The organism is Burkholderia sp. B10 (genome assembly GCF_004368385.1).
Taxonomy (GTDB): domain Bacteria; phylum Pseudomonadota; class Gammaproteobacteria; order Burkholderiales; family Burkholderiaceae; genus Burkholderia; species Burkholderia vietnamiensis.
The window spans coordinates 1-17208 of the sequence record NZ_PQMX01000026.1 but is presented as its reverse complement, the minus strand read 5'-3'; the positions used below and the strand labels follow the sequence as shown (position 1 = coordinate 17208).

Annotated in this window: 18 protein-coding genes; 11 read left to right on the top strand and 7 right to left on the bottom strand. The window is 67.4% G+C overall.

What is annotated here, in order from left to right:
- Positions 1-39 precede the first annotated feature (39 nt).
- The 4 genes from nikC to C3Y15_RS15270 all read left to right on the top strand — a co-directional run bounded on the left by nikC (position 40) and on the right by C3Y15_RS15270 (position 3020).
- On the top strand, positions 40-954 hold the full coding sequence (gene nikC, locus C3Y15_RS15285) for a nickel transporter permease (RefSeq protein ID WP_011882392.1): 915 nt from the start codon (positions 40-42) through the stop codon (positions 952-954).
- 1 nt (position 955) lies between these two features.
- Complete coding sequence (locus tag C3Y15_RS15280; RefSeq protein ID WP_014724755.1) at positions 956-1870, top strand: ABC transporter ATP-binding protein; 915 nt, start codon at positions 956-958, stop codon at positions 1868-1870.
- The gene (locus C3Y15_RS15275) at positions 1867-2628 is read left to right on the top strand and encodes an ABC transporter ATP-binding protein (RefSeq protein ID WP_014724754.1); all 762 of its coding nucleotides are present in this window, start codon (positions 1867-1869) and stop codon (positions 2626-2628) included. The genes C3Y15_RS15280 and C3Y15_RS15275 overlap by 4 nt, the downstream gene beginning before the upstream one ends.
- A gap of 137 nt (positions 2629-2765) precedes the next feature.
- Positions 2766-3020 (top strand): GlsB/YeaQ/YmgE family stress response membrane protein, encoded by a 255-nt coding sequence (locus C3Y15_RS15270; protein WP_011882395.1) that lies wholly within the window; start codon positions 2766-2768, stop codon positions 3018-3020.
- A gap of 147 nt (positions 3021-3167) precedes the next feature.
- Here the strand turns inward: C3Y15_RS15270 and C3Y15_RS15265 are convergent, their stop codons facing one another.
- Complete coding sequence (locus C3Y15_RS15265) at positions 3168-4064, bottom strand: LysR family transcriptional regulator (protein ID WP_011882396.1); 897 nt, start codon at positions 4062-4064, stop codon at positions 3168-3170.
- A gap of 117 nt (positions 4065-4181) precedes the next feature.
- Between C3Y15_RS15265 and C3Y15_RS15260 the strand changes: the two genes are divergently transcribed.
- The 3 genes from C3Y15_RS15260 to C3Y15_RS15250 all read left to right on the top strand — a co-directional run bounded on the left by C3Y15_RS15260 (position 4182) and on the right by C3Y15_RS15250 (position 6458).
- Positions 4182-5117, top strand: a complete 936-nt coding sequence (locus C3Y15_RS15260) for an NmrA family NAD(P)-binding protein (RefSeq protein WP_059464068.1) — start codon at positions 4182-4184, stop codon at positions 5115-5117.
- Between the two features lie 336 nt (positions 5118-5453).
- Positions 5454-5762, top strand: coding sequence for a hypothetical protein (locus C3Y15_RS15255; RefSeq protein ID WP_124260073.1), 309 nt, complete (start codon positions 5454-5456; stop codon positions 5760-5762).
- A 360-nt stretch (positions 5763-6122) separates the two neighbouring features.
- Positions 6123-6458 (top strand): hypothetical protein, encoded by a 336-nt coding sequence (locus C3Y15_RS15250; protein ID WP_059568406.1) that lies wholly within the window; start codon positions 6123-6125, stop codon positions 6456-6458.
- Positions 6459-6483: 25 nt separating this feature from the next.
- Here C3Y15_RS15250 and C3Y15_RS15245 read toward each other — a convergent pair whose 3' ends face one another.
- From C3Y15_RS15245 to C3Y15_RS15235, 3 genes are all read right to left on the bottom strand, one after another.
- Positions 6484-7356 carry a LysR substrate-binding domain-containing protein gene (locus C3Y15_RS15245; protein ID WP_059459402.1) on the bottom strand — a complete coding sequence of 291 codons (873 nt, stop codon included), beginning with the start codon at positions 7354-7356 and terminating at the stop codon, positions 6484-6486.
- 153 nt (positions 7357-7509) lie between these two features.
- Positions 7510-8409: a class A beta-lactamase gene (bla, locus tag C3Y15_RS15240; RefSeq protein ID WP_011882401.1), complete on the bottom strand. Its 900-nt coding sequence runs from the start codon at positions 8407-8409 to the stop codon at positions 7510-7512.
- A 216-nt stretch (positions 8410-8625) separates the two neighbouring features.
- Positions 8626-9486: a peptidoglycan DD-metalloendopeptidase family protein gene (locus C3Y15_RS15235; protein ID WP_014724749.1), complete on the bottom strand. Its 861-nt coding sequence runs from the start codon at positions 9484-9486 to the stop codon at positions 8626-8628.
- Positions 9487-10017: 531 nt separating this feature from the next.
- On the opposite strand from C3Y15_RS15235, the gene C3Y15_RS15230 reads away from it, so the two are divergent.
- Positions 10018-10914 carry a LysR substrate-binding domain-containing protein gene (locus tag C3Y15_RS15230; RefSeq protein ID WP_014724748.1) on the top strand — a complete coding sequence of 299 codons (897 nt, stop codon included), beginning with the start codon at positions 10018-10020 and terminating at the stop codon, positions 10912-10914.
- A 53-nt stretch (positions 10915-10967) separates the two neighbouring features.
- Positions 10968-11354 (top strand): ester cyclase, encoded by a 387-nt coding sequence (locus C3Y15_RS15225; RefSeq protein WP_046426362.1) that lies wholly within the window; start codon positions 10968-10970, stop codon positions 11352-11354.
- 55 nt (positions 11355-11409) lie between these two features.
- On the opposite strand, the gene C3Y15_RS15220 is transcribed toward C3Y15_RS15225, so the two are convergent.
- Positions 11410-12564, bottom strand: a complete 1155-nt coding sequence (locus C3Y15_RS15220) for a porin (RefSeq protein ID WP_014724747.1) — start codon at positions 12562-12564, stop codon at positions 11410-11412.
- A 389-nt stretch (positions 12565-12953) separates the two neighbouring features.
- Between C3Y15_RS15220 and C3Y15_RS15210 the strand changes: the two genes are divergently transcribed.
- On the top strand, positions 12954-14057 hold the full coding sequence (locus C3Y15_RS15210; RefSeq protein ID WP_046426606.1) for an OpgC domain-containing protein: 1104 nt from the start codon (positions 12954-12956) through the stop codon (positions 14055-14057).
- Positions 14058-14118: 61 nt separating this feature from the next.
- Entirely contained in the window at positions 14119-15039 is a 921-nt protein-coding gene (locus C3Y15_RS15205) for an alpha/beta hydrolase-fold protein (RefSeq protein WP_046426359.1), read from the top strand.
- Positions 15040-15128: 89 nt separating this feature from the next.
- Here C3Y15_RS15205 and C3Y15_RS15200 read toward each other — a convergent pair whose 3' ends face one another.
- Together C3Y15_RS15200 and C3Y15_RS15195 are read right to left on the bottom strand one after the other, a co-directional pair.
- Positions 15129-15461, bottom strand: coding sequence for a cupin domain-containing protein (locus tag C3Y15_RS15200; RefSeq protein ID WP_069240293.1), 333 nt, complete (start codon positions 15459-15461; stop codon positions 15129-15131).
- Between the two features lie 69 nt (positions 15462-15530).
- Positions 15531-17009 (bottom strand): sensor domain-containing diguanylate cyclase, encoded by a 1479-nt coding sequence (locus C3Y15_RS15195; protein ID WP_069240294.1) that lies wholly within the window; start codon positions 17007-17009, stop codon positions 15531-15533.
- Between the last annotated feature and the right edge of the window lie 199 nt (positions 17010-17208).

Sequence of the window (17208 nt, the reverse complement as noted above, 5' to 3'; positions counted from 1 at the left end):
CTGCGCTGCCCTTCCCTTCCTGCCGAAGATCGTCCGCCCATGAACATCGAGCGTCCCACGCTGCGTGCGTGGCTTCTTTCCGACGCCCCCGCGTCGCGTTCGCAGGCCGCGTTCGGCCTCGCGTACCGTCGCTGGCGCCGCTTCGCCACCAATCCGCTGAACCTGTTCGGGCTCGCGATCCTGGTCGCGCTGATCGCGGTCGCGATCGTCGGGCCGCTGATCATGCCGCACGATCCGCTGCGTCAGGTGCTGTCCGACCGGCTGCTGCCGCCCGGCTCGCCATCGCACTGGCTCGGCACCGACCAGCTCGGCCGGGACATCCTGTCGCGGCTGATCGGCGGCTCGCGCATCACGCTCGGCATCGCGCTGCTGGTGGTCGTGATCGTGGTGCCGATCGGCCTGCTGATCGGCACCACGGCCGGCTATTGCGGCGGCTTCGTCGACAGCGTGCTGATGCGCATCACCGACATCGCGCTCGCGTTCCCGAAGATCGTGCTCGCGCTCGCGTTCGCGGCCGCGCTCGGGCCCGGCGTGATCAACGCGGTGGTCGCGATTTCGATCACCGCGTGGCCCGCATACGCGCGGCTCGCGCGCGCCGAGACGATCCGCATCGCGCAGGCCGACTACATTCATGCGGCGCGACTGCAAGGCGCGTCGGGGCCGCGCATCCTGCTGCGCTACATCGTCCCGCTGTGCATGTCGTCGGTGATCGTGCGCGCGACGCTCGACATGGCCGGCATCATCCTGACCGTCGCGGGCCTCGGCTTCCTCGGCCTCGGCGCGCAGCCGCCGAGCCCCGAATGGGGCTTCATGGTCGCGTCGGGCCGCAACGTGCTGCTCGACGCGTGGTGGGTCGCGACGCTGCCCGGCGCGGCGATCCTGCTGGTGAGCCTAGCGTTCAACCTGCTCGGCGACGGGCTGCGCGACGTCTTCGATCCGCGTCATGGAGCGTGACATGCAAGCGAATTCCACTGAAACGGCCGCGCCGCTTTGCGAGATCGACGGGCTGAAGATCGGCTTTCGCGGGCACGACGGCGTCGTGTCCGACGCGGTGCGCGACCTGTCGCTGACGCTCGCGCCCGGCGAGCGGCTCGGCATCGTCGGCGAATCGGGCTCCGGCAAATCTCTGACCGGCCGCGCGCTGCTCGGGCTGCTGCCGGACGCCGCGCGCTGGTCGGCGCGCACCATGCGCTTCGCCGGCCGCGACCTGCTCGCGATGACGCCCGGCGAGCGCCGCAGGCTGTGCGGCAGCCAGATGGGGATGATCCTGCAGGATCCGAAGTATTCGCTGAACCCGGTGATGACCGTCGCGAAGCAGATGGCCGAAGCGTTCCGGCGGCACGAGCCGGGGCTGCGCGGCCGCGCGTTGCGCGAGCGGATCGTCGACGCGCTCGCGGCCGTGCAGATCCGCGATCCGGCCCGCGTCGCCGATGCGTATCCGCACGAGCTGTCGGGCGGGATGGGCCAGCGCGTGATGATCGCGATGATGGTGTCGACCGGCCCGCGGCTGCTGATCGCCGACGAGCCGACCTCGGCGCTCGACGTCGCGGTGTCGATGCAGGTGCTCGCGGTGCTCGACGCGATGATCGCGCAGCACGGCACGGGGCTGATGTTCATCAGCCACGACCTGCCGCTCGTGATGTCGTTCTGCGATCGCGTCGCGGTGATGTATGCGGGCCGCGTGGTCGAAACCTGCGCGGCGCGCGACCTGCGCGATGCGACGCATCCCTATACGCGCGGGCTGCTCGCGGCGAATCCGCCGCTCGTGAACCCGCCCGACGAACTCCCCGTGCTGCGGCGCGATCCGGCGTGGCTCGAGGCCGCGCCGCCCGCAAGCATGCCGATGCAACCACCGGAGGCCACACGATGATCGACGTCGACCACGTCTCGATCCGCTTTCCCACTCGCACGGGCCACGTCGATGCGGTGCGCGACGCGAGCTTCGCGGTCCGCGACGGCGAGGTGTTCGGGCTCGTCGGTGAATCGGGCTCCGGCAAGTCGACGCTGCTGCGCGCGCTGACCGGCCTCGTCCCGCTCGCCGGCGGCAGCCTGTCGATCGACGGCCGGGCCGTCGGCGGCACGCCGGATCGCGCCTCGCGCCGCCACGTGCAGATGGTGTTCCAGGATCCGTACGCATCGCTGCATCCGCGCTTCACGGTCGATCAGACGCTGCGCGAGCCGCTGTCGATCCACCGGATCGACGACGCCGATGCACGCATTGCGCGGGCGCTGTCGGAGGTCGGGCTCGGGCCGACGTTCCGCTTCCGCTATCCGCACCAGCTGTCGGGCGGGCAGCGCCAGCGCGTCGCGATCGCGCGCGCGCTGATCGTCGAGCCGCGCGTGCTGCTGCTCGACGAGCCGACCTCCGCGCTCGACGTGTCGGTGCAGGCCGAGATCCTGAACCTGCTGCGCCGCCTGCATCGCGAACGCAAGCTGACGATGATCGTCGTGAGCCACAATCTCGCGGTGATCGGTTTTCTGTGTCAGCGCGTCGCGGTGATGCAGCACGGCCAGATCGTCGAGCAGTTGCGGATCGAGGACGTGCGTGCCGGACAGGTCGCGCGCGACTACACGCGCACGCTGCTGCGCGCGACCGAAGGGTATCGCCGTCTCGATCCGGTGGCCTGACACGCGCGCGACGCATGGGCGTGCAATGCTCGGCACCCCGCGCGCCGGTGCATCGGTGTGCCGAGCAATGGAACCTGCGCAGCGCGCGCTGGTCCATTGCTGTTCGTCAACAACTCAATGGCAACAGGGAGGCGTTCATGCTGCAATTCATCGAAACGCTGGTGGTCGGGCTCATCGTCGGCCTGCTCGCGCGCGCATTCAAACCCGGCGACGACAAGATGGGCATCCTGATGACCATCGTACTCGGCGTCGTCGGTTCGCTCATCGCGGGCTATGTCGGCCGCGCCGCCGGCTGGTATGCGCCCGGCCAGGGCGCGGGCTGGATCGCGTCGATCGTCGGCGCGATCGTGCTGCTCGTGATCGTCGGGGCCGTACGCAAGCGCGCGGGCTGAGCGAAGCTGCGGTAGCACGAGGCGGCCGCCCGGAATGGGCGGCCGTTTTTTTGGGTTCTTCGTGGAGTGCAGAAGAGGCACGTCGGTGATCGGCCAGTTCAATTGCCTGTATCGATTGCCTGGCGCTCGCCTGGTACACCCCAGCCGCTAGACGCGCGAGGACGTTAGCCCGACTGTCTCGAGGTGACCAACAAGGGCATCGATGAAAACGCGGACCTTTGCCGACATACTGCGGTGAGTCGGATACAGCGCGTGAAGCTCGATGGGTTCTCGTCTCAATGACGGAAGCACCCGCACCAAGGTACCTGCCCTCAAGGCGGGAGCAGCGAGGTAGCTTGGAAGAAAACCAATCCCGCCCCCGCCTTCAAGCACGATCTTCTGCGCAGCCGCATCAGGAATAATTGCGCTACCACGCGGCCGTATGGTCAATTCCGCCTGGCCATCCTGAAACACCCAGCTCGTGGGCGCCTCTCGAACGACGAGCCGATGTCCATGAAGCTCGCTTGCCGCCATCGGCGCGCCCGACCGCGACAGGTAGGATGGACTTGCGCACAGCCACAATTCGACCGGCGGCAGCCTGCGTGCGACGAGCGACGAGTCGGGAAGTGTACCGACGCGCACCGCTACGTCGATACCTTCGCGCGCGATGTCGACGTAGTTCGAGTCCGTCGTCAGCTCGACGGTGAGCGCCGGATAGCGGTCGAGAAACTCGGGCAGCATGGGCGCAACGAGCCCCTGTGCGAACGATTGCGTCGTGTTGATGCGTAGCAGCCCGCGCGGTTCCCCCGCGTAGCCATCGATGATCGCCTGCGCTTCCTGCAGGTCGTGAACTGCCCGCGACGCGTAGGGCAGCAGCAGTTTTCCCGCATCGGTCAGCCGGAAGTGTCGGGTGGACCGGTCGAAGAGCGCCGATCCAATCTCCGTCTCCAACCGGACGAGTGCCCGGCTTACGGACGATTTGGGCGACTTCAGCGTGCGTGCCGTGCCTGAAAGGCTTCCGCTATCGGCTAAGCGAAGAAATATGATGAGGTCGGCCTGGTCCATTTCGTGTCGTTTTCCGGAACGCGGAGTCTCGATTCAGCCATCTTATATTCAAATTCGGCACGACCTAGACTTCTCCTCGACGCCGTCCACCGAGCGTCGTGACGAACCGAGGGAGTCATGGACAATACACACACGAGCTGTTTGGTCGTCGGCGCCGCCGGCAATCTTGGGCACCGAATCATCGATGCGTTACTTCGCACGCGACCCGCCGGTGAGATCCGCGCGGGAGTGCGCGGCGGTTCAGCAGGTAAACACGGCAATCGTGCAAGGCAGTGGCTTGCGAACGGCGTAACCGTCGTCAATACCGACCTGGACGACCCGCTCAGCCTCGAGCAAGCCTGTGCCGGCGTCGATACCGTTATTTCGGCAGTTCAGGGTGGCCCCGACATCATCGTCGATGGCCAGGCCCGTTTGCTCGAGGCAGCGCTCGCGGCAGGCGTCCGGCGATTGGTCCCGTCGGACTTCTCCGAGAACCTGTTCTCGATTCCGGAAGGCATCAACCCTTACCTCGACATGCGGCGGACCTTCGATCGCAAGGTCGTGCCGAGCGGCATCGGCCACACCCACATCCTGAACGGTGGCTTCATGGAGGCCGTGTTCTCCAACCCCGGTCTGATCGACGCCAAAGCGGGCACGATCGCTTACTGGGGCGACGACGAGGTGCCCCTCGATTTCACGTCCATGAACGACGTTGCAGCCTGGACCGTGGCTGCCGTCGAGGATCCGGCGGCGGCTAACAGGATAGTGTCCGTGGCAGGCGACTGCCGCACCATTGCCCAGATCGCAGCGGACTATGCAGCAGCGACCGGCAAGGAGCTTCATCGGGTGCGTCGAGGCTCGATCGCGGACGGCTATGCCGAGCTACGGCGAATGGCGAAGGCCGGTGCTCATCCGATGGCAATGCTGCCGCTCCAGTATCTGCTGCCGATGATGTCGGGCGAAGGCACCTTGCGCGACATCGCAAATGACCAATATCCGACCGTGCGGCCGACATCGCTCCTGGACTTCATGAAACGTCACTACGAAGGCGCACGCACGAAATTCGACAGCTAAACTTGCAAGTTAAACTGTCGTGATTTATGCTTTTCGCACGGCCGCGCTCGTGAACGCCGCCTCGCGCTGGAAGGTGCCGCCTCTGACCTGACGTTGGCGGTCGGCCAGCTTTCTTGCACCGGTCGTGGTTCATCGATTCCGGCGAACCGAATCGGTCGCGGTCCAGCGGGCTTGCCCGCCTGGACCGCGAGAGCCTTCCTCGCAGATGTCGATCGAGACAGTTCGAGCCTCACGACGTCGCGACCCGGGCTGCTGCCAATCCTTTCGGCTGCCGACTCGGCGATTCCGCGCGTCCCTATCCATTCATGCGTTTCACTCCCTTCGAAAGGACGAGTCATGAGCTTCGTTTCAGCCTTCTTTGCAGGCGCCTTCTTGTGCAACGCGATGCCGCACCTGACTGCCGGTCTGCGCGGCGAAGTTTTTCCGTCTCCGTTTTCGAAGCCGCACGGAAAGGGGCCATCGTCGCCGCTCGTCAATGACCTTTGGGGCTTTCTGAACGCACTGATCGGCTTGGCGCTGCTGCTCCATCATCCGTTCCCGCCCGGGGTGAACGTAGATAGCGCGGCGATGCTCGCCGGCGTGCTGGTCATAGGTGTCTTCTCATCGGTTCACTTCGGCCGTGTACGCCGCGAAGGCTTGTTTTGAGCGTGCACGACGTCGGCACGCGAGTGCCCACCTGCGCAATTTACCAACGGCGACCACGACGAACCCATTGTTGGTACTGCGATTCACACGATCGCCGTTGGTTGACTCCCCAACGATTGGCCGGCAAACCGCCGTTCCTTCCACAGCGCTTGCATGCGCCATCCGTACTACCCCGAGTTGCAGTAGTACAAGTTCGAGATAGATTGATCACAGGAACCCGACGTCCCTTGCGGGCCGTCGTCTCCCCGTTCTCACTCAAGAGGTTCGATGAACTTGCCGTTTACGCATACAGCACCGCAGCGTTGACGGCCTGCCATTCGAGCGGCCTCGCTGCGACGCGCTTCCACTCTGGAGCCTGTCATGAAGCATCGCCGTGCTACCGCCTCGTTCGCCCTCGCTGCCGCGCTTCTGGTTTCATCGTCTTCCTTCGCGGCCGGCGCGTCCGGCATAGTTCGCTTCACCGGCATGATCGTCGAGCCGCCCTGCTCGTTCACGGTCGACAGCGCCGATGCGCAGCATGCGCGCATGCGTCCCGATTGCCCGCGCCCGGCCACCGGCCAAGTCGCGTTCGTCGACGCGGCCACGCTGCACACGGTCGCCACCACGTCGTTCTCGCAGGGTTCGCGCACGATCGTCGTCCCCGAGCGCGCAGGCACCGCCCATGCGCCGCTGATCGCCGTCGTCACCTACCAGTAGGAAGCGTCGCCCGATACTGCGCGCGTCAGTCGCGATGGCAGGCGATCCAGTCGCTGAACGCGCGGATCTTCTGCTGACTGCCGATGCTCTCCGGATAGACGAAGTAGTAGCGCGCGCCGGTCTCGAGCACGATGTCGAACGGCCGCTCGAGCCGGTGTGCGCTGACGTCGTCGTCGACGAGCGTCACGTCGCCGATCGCGACGCCGAAGCCCTGCATCGCCGCGTTCGTCGCGAGGTCGAGCGTGTCGAAGGTCGGGCCGCGCTGCGCGTCGACGCCGCGCTCGCCCGCATGCTCGAGCCACGCGCGCCAGTCGCGATGATCGCGCGTCGGATGCAGCAGCGTATGGCGCACGAGATCGCCGACCGCGTCGAGCGGCGCGGCGTGCCGCAGCTCCGGTGCGCACACCGGCGTCAGCCGCTCGTCGAACAACGGCAGCGCGACGACGCCCGCGCCCGGCGACGTACCGTAGACGATCGCCGCATCGAACGGCTCGGTCGAGAAATCGACGACGTGCTGCCACGCGGTCGTGATCTGCACGTGCAGATCCGGATGCTCGCCCTGGAACCGCATGATGCGCGGCAGCATCCAGCGGATCACGCAGGTCGGCACCTTCAGCGCGAGATCGGTGCGCTGCCGCGTGAGCTTCATCGAGATGTCCTCGATGCGCGCGAAGCTCTCGTTGACGACCGGCAGCAACTGCTCGCCCTCCGGCGTCAGCAGAAGGCCCTTCGCGTGCCGCTTGAACAGCGGAAAACCGTAGTGCGCCTCGAGCGCCTGGATCTGGCGGCTCACCGCCCCCTGCGTGACGCACAGCTGCTCGGCCGCACGCGTGAAGCTGCGGTGGCGGGCCACCGTGGAGAAGATCTGCAGCGCGTGCAGAGGCGGAAGTCGGCGCATGGCGAGGCAGGTAAGCAGACGAACTGCGCGAACCAACGGCGCGCATGAAGCGCGCATCGCGCAGGCACACCGCGCGCCGGGACGGGCGCGGGCTGACCGACACGATAAGCGAAATGGCGGCGTTGCGCGAGCCGCGTCGCTCGCGCAGCGCGCTCAGGCCGTGGCGGTGAGCGCTCCGGTCGCGATGCGCGCCGCCGACGCGACGACGTCCGCGCGCGCAGCGGCGTCGGCCTGCGCTTGCGTGAACGACACCGCGAGCACGATCGGCGCGCGCGACGGCGGCCACACCACCGCGACCTCGGTCGTCGTGCCGTAACCGCCGGTGCCGCGCTTGGCCGCCACGCGCGAGCCCGGCGGCACGCCGGCCGCGATGCCGGTCGCGTCGGGCGCGCCGGCCGTCATCCAGTCGGTGAGCTGCGCGCGCTGCGCTTGCTGCAGCGTGTCGCCGAGCAGCAGCCGCTGCAGCGTATCGACCATCGCAACCGGCGTCGACGTGTCACGCTCGTCGCCGGGCGCGGCACGGTTCAGCTCGGGCTCCCAGCGATCGAGCCGGAACACGGTGTCGCCGCTTTCGTGCGCGAACGCCGTGACGGCCTGCGGGCCGCCGAGCACGTTCATCAGCAGGTTCCCCGCGCCCTTGTCACCCGACTGCAGCATTGCGGCGCAGAGTTGCGCGATCGTCATGCCCGTGTCGACGTGGCTCTCCGTCACCGGCGAGCCGGCCACGACTTCGTAACGGCGATACAGGATGCGACGCGGCAGCAGCGATGCATCGAGCGACGCACGCGCGAGGATCGCGGCGGCCGCGACGACCGCATAGGTGCCGCACAGTGGGAAGCGCTCGCGCGCATGATGCGCGATGCGCGTGCCGTTCGACGTGTCGAGCGCGGCGACGCCAAGCCGGCCGTTCGACGCCTTATCGAGTGCGGCGAGCTCGCTGCGGGCAACATGCGCGCGCCCCTGATCGGCAATGGGAGCCGACGTGCACGCGGCGACGAACGGCGCGGACACGGCGGCGAGCAACAGCGAACGACGAGTCGGAGAATGGTCCATGAATGAAGGCGTTCAGTCGGAAACGGTGGCGAAGCGGTGCATGGCGCAATACGCGCGGGCATTGGCGAGGCACGCGCGCGTTCATGGCGGCGGCCGGCTCGCGACGATGTGGCCGCGCCTCGCGCGACACGTTCGTCGCCGCCGCGAACGGCGGCCCTCGCGTGAACAAGCCCTAGCGTAGCAGCGAGCGCCGCCGCGTTCCAGCGGCGCGCCGCTTCAGCCTTGCGAAGAAGGCAGATAAGGCATCGGATTGACCGGCTTGCCGTCGCGCCTCACCTCGAACAGCAGCGCGACATGCGCGTTGTCCACGTCGCCCATTTCGGCGATCGCATCGCCCTGGCGCACGATGTCGCCCGTCTTCACGAGCACCCGGCGGCTATGCGCGTACGCGGTCAGAAAATCCGCATTGTGCTGGACGATGATCAGGCTGCCGTAATCGTTCAGGCCCGTGCCCGCATACATCACGCGGCCGTCGGCGGCCGCGCGCACCGGGTCGCCCGGCCGGCCGGCGATCTGAATGCCGCGGTTCTGGCCGGGACGGAACGCATCGACGATCTTGCCGCGGGCCGGCCACGTCAGCGACACCGCGCTCGCGTGCCGCCTGGTTTCGTTGACGACCCGGCGCTCGTTCGCCGGCGACACGTTCGGCTGCGCGGCAGCCGCGGGATTGGTCTGCGCGGCGGGAGCGGCCGGAACGGCACCAGCCGTCGCGTCGCTCGCGCGCTGCGCCGGTGCCGGCTGCTGCTGCCGGACGATGCGCAGCACCTGTCCGCGCCGCAACCTGGCGTGCGCATCGAGCTTGTTCCAGGTACGCAGCTCGGCCACGCTGCAAGCGTGCGCGGCCGCGATGGCGCTCAGCGTGTCGCCGCGCTTCACCACGTACTTCCGTACGACGAGGATCGGGGCAGCCGGCGGCACCGGTGTAGCCGGCAGTGCAGCGGCGGGCTGCTCCGACGACGGTCCCGCGAGCGTATCGCTCGGCGGAACGGGTTCCGTACTTGCACAACCGGCCATGACGAGCACGGCGGCCAGGCCGGGCAGCCAGGCCGCGTTGCGGTACATCTCGCACAGTTTCATGGACGATCGACTCCCGTTTGACAATCTTTCAAGCATCTCAAAAACGGAACGGCCGACGTGTAACCGGATGCAAACAATGATGACAAACGATCACGAGGCGCGCGTCGGCGGGACCTTCGTTCTCGGTAATACGGTCGGAATCGGAAAAACTTGACGGTTTCCTGCACGCCAGGCGGAAATTTTCTCGCCCGAGGACCGCCGGAACGGCATTCGGACGGCCGGCGCGGCCTTCATCGCAGCCAGTCGACCAGCTCGGCGCAGGCCCATGCGACGCCGATGCACAAGAACAACAGGTGCAACGCGATCTTGAACGACACACCCCACGACGGCTCGTCGCGCATCCCGGTCTCCTCCTGGATCGATATGCGGCGATGATCGGTGACCGATCGCGCCCCGAAAATGCGGAAGCGGCGAACCGTGTCTCAGGCTCAGCCTGAGGCACGAGGCACGAGGTCCGAGGCCGGCCCGAGACCGGCGCGGCCGTTCCTGCTAACTTATCGGCCATTCCCGTCCTGACGCCCCGCTCCGACCATGCGCTTCGATCTGACCGACCTGCGGCTCTTTCTGAACATCTGCGAGGCCGGCACGATCACGGGCGGCGCCGAGCGGACCCACATCACGTTGCAGGCCGCGAGCGAGCGCATCCGCGGCATGGAGGACGAACTGGGCGTACCGCTGCTGCACCGGGCGAAGTCGGGCGTGCAGGCGACCGATGCCGGCCATGCGCTCGAGCATCACGCACGCACGGTGCTGCAACAGATCGATCAGATGCGCGGCGAGCTGCAGCAATACGGCCAGGGGCTGCGCGGGCACATCCGGCTGCTGTGCAATACGGCGTCGCTGAGCGAATACCTGCCCGACGCGCTCGCCGCATACCTGCCGCATCATCCGAAACTGTCGATCAGCGTCGAGGAGCGTTCGAGCCAGGAGATCGTGCATGCGATTCGCAACAAGACCGCGGAGGTCGGCATCGTCGCCGATTCGGTCGGCCTCGACGGGCTCGAGCAGCGGCGCTTCCGCGAGGACTGGCTGATCGCGGTCGTGCCGGCCGCGCATCCGCTCGCCGCACGCGAGCACGTCGCGTTCGACGAAATCGTCGATGCGGACTTCATCGGGCTCACCGACGGCAGCGCGCTGCAGGTCCATCTCGCCGAGCAGGCGCGTGCGCTCGGCAAGCGAATCCGCTACCGTGTCCAGTTGAAGAGCTTCGACGCGATCTGCCGCGTGATCGAAAGCGGCGTCGGGATCGGCATCGTGTCGCGCCATGCGGCCGAGCGCGCGGCGCAGACGCTGGACGTGCGGCTCGTCGAGCTGTCCGACGCATGGAGCCATCGCAAGCTGACGCTGTGCGCGCGCTCGTTCGACCAGTTGCCGAAATACACGCAGGCGTTCGTATCGTTTCTGTCGAACGACACGCCGCCGCGCTGAGCGACGCGCGGCCATCGAAGCAACCGGAGGACATACGAGGAGGCATTGCCATCATGACCGAATCCGACCTCGCGATCCGCTATCGCGCATACATCGACTGCCTGAACCGTCAGGATTGGGCGGCGCTGGGCGACTACGTCGCCGACAACGTGATCCACAACGATCGGCCGCTGGGCCTGGCCGGCTACCGCGCGATGCTGGAGCAGGATTTCCGCGACATCCCGGACCTGCGTTTCGAGATCCGGCTGCTCGTGTGCGAGCCGCCGCGCATCGCGGCGCGGCTGCGCTTCGCGTGTGCGCCGCGCGGCACGTTCATGGGGCTGGCCGTCGACGGCAGGCGCGTGACCTTCGCCGAAAACGTCTTCTACGAGTTCGACGACGGCAGGATCCGGCAGGTCTGGTCGGTCATCGACAAGGCCGCGATCGAAGCGCAGCTGTGATGGTCGCGCGCCGCCGCGGGCGCAGCGGCGGCCGGCGCTGCACTGCGCTGCCCGCTCAGAACTTGTGGCGAATTGCGGCGCGCACCGCGAACTGGTTCGACGACGACGACGGCCCGTCCGTCCCGACGACATAGCCGCCGTCCGCCGCGGTGCCGGTCTTGTCGCCGGCCACTTTCTGCCAGGCGCCCTGCAGATAGACGTCGGTGCGCTTCGACAGGCTGTAGTCGGCCATCAGCCCGACGGTGTGGTATTTCGGCTTGAACGAACCGGCCGCAGCGTCGAACTTGCCGTCGGTGTACACGTACTGCGCGCCCAGATAGAAATCCGGCGTGAGCTGGTACTTGCCGTTGACCTCGAAGTTCTGGAACTTGGTCGCGCTCAGCCCGAGCCCCGAGAACGTCGATGCCGGCAGGTAGACCGTCGACACCGGGTTCTTCACGTCCGTCTTCGTATAGACGAAGCCGACCGTCGCCGGGCCGAACGTGTAGTTGATGCCGCCGCCGAAGATGCGCAGGCGGTCGGCGACGAAGTTCGCGTCGTCGGCGGCGATCGCGCCGGCGTTACCGGCGCCCGGGTTGTTCGCCTGCAGATACGCGGCCGCGACCTGCAGCCCGGCCAGCGAATACTGCGCGCCGAGGCTGTACTGGCGGTTGTTCGAGAAGCCGGTGCTGTTGCTGAAGCTGTAGGTGCCGCCGAACGTCAGGCCGTTCCAGTCGGCGCTCGCGTACTTGACCGTGTTGTTGACGCGGAACGAATTGTCGGTGTTGTCGTTGTCGAACGGATGCGAGAACAGCGTGCCGCCCCAGTTGCCGTTGGCCGTGAGCGGCGCGAGGTAGTCGACGACCGAGTCGTACTGGCGGCCGAAGCTGAGCGTACCGAAGCGCGATTCGCTGAGCCCGACGAACGCCTGGCGGCCGAACATGCGGCCGCCCTGGCCGAGCCGCCCGTTGTTCACGTCGAAGCCGTTTTCCAGCGTGAAGATCGCCTTCAGCCCGCCGCCGAGATCCTCGCTGCCCTTCAGGCCCCAGCGGCTGCCCTGCGCGTAGCCGCTCGCGAGCTGGTAATTGGTCTTGCCGAGCCCGTTGACGTTCACGTTGTTGGTGTAGTTGAAGCCTTCGTCGATCAGGCCATACAGCGTCACACTGTTCTGCGCAAAGACCGGCGCGGCACAAGCGGCCAGCGCGGCGGTGAGAATGACGTGCTTCTTCATGACGAATCTCCGGAGCCTGGGCCGGGTTGGTCGAGCAACCGGCGCATGTTTGGTCTGTTGTTTACGTGGCCCGCCGTGCGGACGACGCGGTGTGCGGCCGCGTGAGGACAAAATGGTGTCACGTCGGAAATCGTCCGTCCATCGGGCTGCGGGTGCGCGGCGCAAACCGTTGCGCTCGTCCAACTGCGTACTGCGGCGTACTGCGCCGGCGGCCCGCCGCGGCTTGCCGGCGTTGGCCGGACGGGCCGCCATCCGCGTAAACCCGGTGGCAGCGGCATCGGTGGCACAATGCGCATCCGTTCGCCATTTCTTCACGAAGTCATGCTTCACCCCGATTCCTGCGCGGCACGTGCCAGCCGCGCATGCGGCGGGCGCCGGGAGGCGCTCCGATGACCGCGCCGGCCCGGGCCGGCCGCTACGCCGAGCTCGATTTCTTCCGCGGCCTGGTGCTGCTCGTGATCGTCGTCGACCACATCGGCGGCAGCATCCTGTCGCGCGTCACGCTGCACGCGTATGCGCTGTGCGACGCGGCCGAGGTATTCGTGTTCCTCGGCGGCTTCGCGACCGCCATCGCTTACAACTCGCTTGCAGAGCGCCACGACGAGGCAGCCGCGCGCCAGCGCTTCATCCGGCGCGCGTTCGAGATCTATCGTGCGTTCCTCGTGACGGCCGGCCTGATGCTGCTGATCACGGCCATGCTGAACGCGTTCTCGATCGACGGCCCGAACATGCCGACCAACGATCTCGACGGCCTGCTCGAGAAGCCGCTCGTCGCGCTGCGCGACATCCTGCTGTTCCGTCGTCAGCCGTATCTCGCGTCGGTGCTGCCGATGTACGCGTTCTTCGCGCTGCTGGTTCCGCTCGCGCTGCCGCTCGCGCGCACGCAGCCGTGGCTGCTGCTCGCGTTCAGCGGCTCGCTGTGGTACGCGGCGCCGCATGCCGCGCGCTTCCTGCCGACCGTCGAAGGCGTGCCCTGGGACTTCAACCCGTTCGCGTGGCAGTTCCTGTTCGTGCTCGGCGTGATCGCGCGCTGCCGGCCCGTCTACCAGACGCTCGCGCCGAAACCGCAGGGCTGGCTGCTCACGGCCGTCTCGCTCGCGATCGTCGCAGCGGGCGCGTACTACCGGCTGCGCATCGAGCCGTTCCCGACCGATCCGTCGATCAAGCAGAACCTCGGCGCGCTGCGGCTCGCGAACTTCGTCGCGATCGCGTGGCTCGCGGCCAAGCTCGTCCACCTCGGCTGGATGAAGAAGGTCGCGCATGCGATGCCGTGGATCGGCACGATCGGCCGCCAAGGGCTGCTGTGCTTCGTCGCGGGCACCGGCATCTCGCTCGCGGTCGACTCGCTGCTGTACCAGGCGACCGAAGGCTATCTCGACGTACCGCTCGGCCTGACCGCCGATGTCGTCGCGATGGGGCTGCTGTATCTGGTCGCGAAACTCTATGGGCCGCTCGTGTCGCGGCTGCCGTCGCCGTTCCGTTCGCGACGATGACTGGCCGAGCCGTCATGCGCGGCTGCTACGATAGCGGTCGCCTCCATTGAAACGCTTCGCCATGCGCCGCTTCGTCCTGCCAATCACCGCCGTGCTGCTCGCCGCCACGCTCGCCACCGCTCACGCCACGCCCGGCGGGCCCGCGGTGTCGCCGGGCGCGTCGCCCGCCGCGGCTGCGCCGGCCGCTCAGGAACCGGCGCTCAATCCGGGCAGCAGCATCGCGCTGCGTTCGTTCCGGTCGGCGGCGCTGAAGCGCGACTGGTCGTACACCGTGTACCTGCCGCCCGGCTACAACGCGGAAGGCGCGCGTTATCCGGTGCTGTACCTGCTGCACGGCAACGCCGGCAACGCGAACGACTGGATCACGCAGGGCCGGCTGCAGGTCACGGCCGACACGCTGATCGAGCGCCACGAGATCCCGCCCGTCGTGATCGTGATGCCGCAGGGCGGCACCGACTGGTACGTCGACCGCAAGGAGAAGATGCAGAGCGCGTTCCTCAACGATCTGCTGCCGGAGGTCGAGGCGCATTTCGCGGTGTCGAACCAGCGCGCGGGCCGCGCGATCGGCGGCGTGTCGATGGGCGGCTTCGGCGCGCTGCGCTTCGCGCTGCTCGAACCGGGCCTGTTCTGCGGCGCGATGCTGCTGAGCCCCGCGATCTACGCGAACGAGCCGCCGCTGAATTCCGCCGCGCGTTATGTGGGCGTGTTCGGCGACCGGCAATTCGATCCGCGCGTATGGCACGAGCTCAACTATCCGGCGCTGATGCGCGCTTATTTCACGCGCACGTGGCGCGTGCCGATGTTCATCGCGGCCGGCGACGACGACCTCACGATCCAGGCCGAATCGAGCCTGTTGTACACGCAGCTGCGCCGCGCGCAGAATCCGGCCGAACTGCGCGTCGTCGACGGCGGGCATACGTGGGACGTGTGGCGCGGGCTGCTCGGCCAGGGGCTGAGATACGTGCTCGAATGCGTGAGGTAAGGACGCGGGATCTTGCGCGGGCCGCCCGGCATCGGCGCTGGCACCGGTGGGTGCAGTCACGGGCCGATCGCTTGCGGCAGACCTGCGCGTCAGCGTTCGTGATAGACGGCGAGCCATACGGACGGCTCGTCCGGATGCGTCCATGCGACCCGATGACGACAGTGCGGTTCGATCAGCAGGTAGTCGCCGGCGCGCATCTCGAGCCGCGACCCATCGGCTTCGAACTCGAGCACCGCCGCGCCGGACAGCAACGCCACCCATTCGGCGCGCGGATCGTCGTACCAGAACCCCGCGGGACTCGCGTGACCCATCGATACGATTCGCTCGATATCGACGCGCGCGCCGTGAACCAGCACGTCGACCTGCTCGTCGCTGCCGCGGCTTGCTTCGGGACTGAACAGGTTGCCGGTGTGAAGTTGCATCGTCTGATCCTCGTGTTCGCCCTTGGGTCAAGGCGGTTGACGCTCACTGTAGCCCACTGTCGCGCAGCGTCATGTCGACGGCCGGAACGCCGCAACCTTGTTTCGCCCGGTCGCATTCGCGCGGTATAGCGCCCGATCCGCGGCCTTGATCATGTTGTCGGCTTCCTCATCGCGCTCGGGCGTCCAGCTGGCCAGGCCGATGCTTGCGGTCACGTGCCCATGCTCGCTGCCGACGTGTTCGAGCGCCAGCTCGTCGATTGCCGCGCGAATGCGCTCGGCGATCCGCGCGGCGCCCGGCTCGGGCGTGTCGGGCAACAGCACGACGAACTCCTCGCCGCCGTAGCGGGCTGCGCTGTCGACCGGCCGGCGAATGTTGTCGCCGATGCAGCGCGCCACCGCCGCGAGCGCGTCGTCGCCGGCCTGATGACCATAGGTGTCGTTATAGGCCTTGAAACGGTCGACGTCGACGAACAACAGCGAGAACACCGAGCGCGCGCGCCGTGCGCGACGCCATTCGCGCTCCAGGACTTCCGCGAAGCTGCGGCGATTGCCGAGGCCGGTGAGACCGTCGGTGCGCGCGAGCAGCACGAGTTCCGATTCCGCGCGCATCCGATGCCGCAGCTGCGCGCCGAGCATCACCGACACCGCGATGAACGCCGCACCGAACGTTGCGACCAGCGCGCCGATCGTCGCGGCGCGGTGCCGCCACGCCGCGTAGATGTCCTGCTCCGCTTCGGCGACCATCACGATCAGCGGCAGCTTCGGCAGATGCCTGAAGTAGTACAGACGGCGCACGCCGTCGAGCGACGATTTTTCCGAGAACACGCCGTCGCGCGCGGCCTGGAAGCGCCCGAAGGTTGCCCCGCGGCTGACGTCGCGGCCGATGGTTTGCGCATCGTATGGCTGACGCATCACCATGACGCCGTCGTCGCGGATCAGCGACATCGAGCCGTGCTGTCCGAGCGACAGGCCGGCAAACAGCTGGTGGAAGTATTCGAGGTTCAGTGCGATGAGGACGACGCCGGCAAACGAGCCGTCCGGATTCGAGATCCGCCGCGTGAGGCCGATGCTCAGCGCGCCGCCGCGCAGCCGCGACGCGAACGGATCGCTGACATAGAGCCCGACATCCGGATGGTCGCGGTGGACGGTGAAGTACTTGCGATCGGCAAAATTGCCGCGGCGCGGCACGTCGGTAGCCGAATCGAGGACGATGTTACCGTCGGCATCGAGCACCAGCATCGAGCCGAGAAAGCGCGCGGTCATCGCGTTGTCGAACAGCACTGCGCGGCGCACGCTCGGCGGCGCATTCATCACGTCGGGACGCTTCAGGCCGTCGATGACGGCCTGCAGCGACAGGTCGTAGAGCTCGAAGTTGCGTTGGATGTCGCGCTCGACGATCAGGCCGAGGTTGCGCGACGTTTCGCTTGCCCGCTCGAGCGCGTCGGTGCGGCTCTGGAACAGTTGCAGCACGCACAGGCCCATGAGCACGCAGGCAACCGCGATGCCGATCACGACGATGGTTATGGGAGCCGCCGGCCTCGACTGCATGTGTCTCCTTTGCGACGGAACGGGTGCGTACGCGCATGCCTCGATTACTTCATACTAAAAAAGGTGCGGGCGCAGATCAAGCGGCGGAGTTAGTTGGTGCGTGGGCGAGGGTTGCGCGTTGGGGCCGGCGCCGGTTGTATTTTTTTCACGCGGATCTAAAATCGTTCAAGTGCGTGAAGCGGGCGATCTGTGCGGGGTG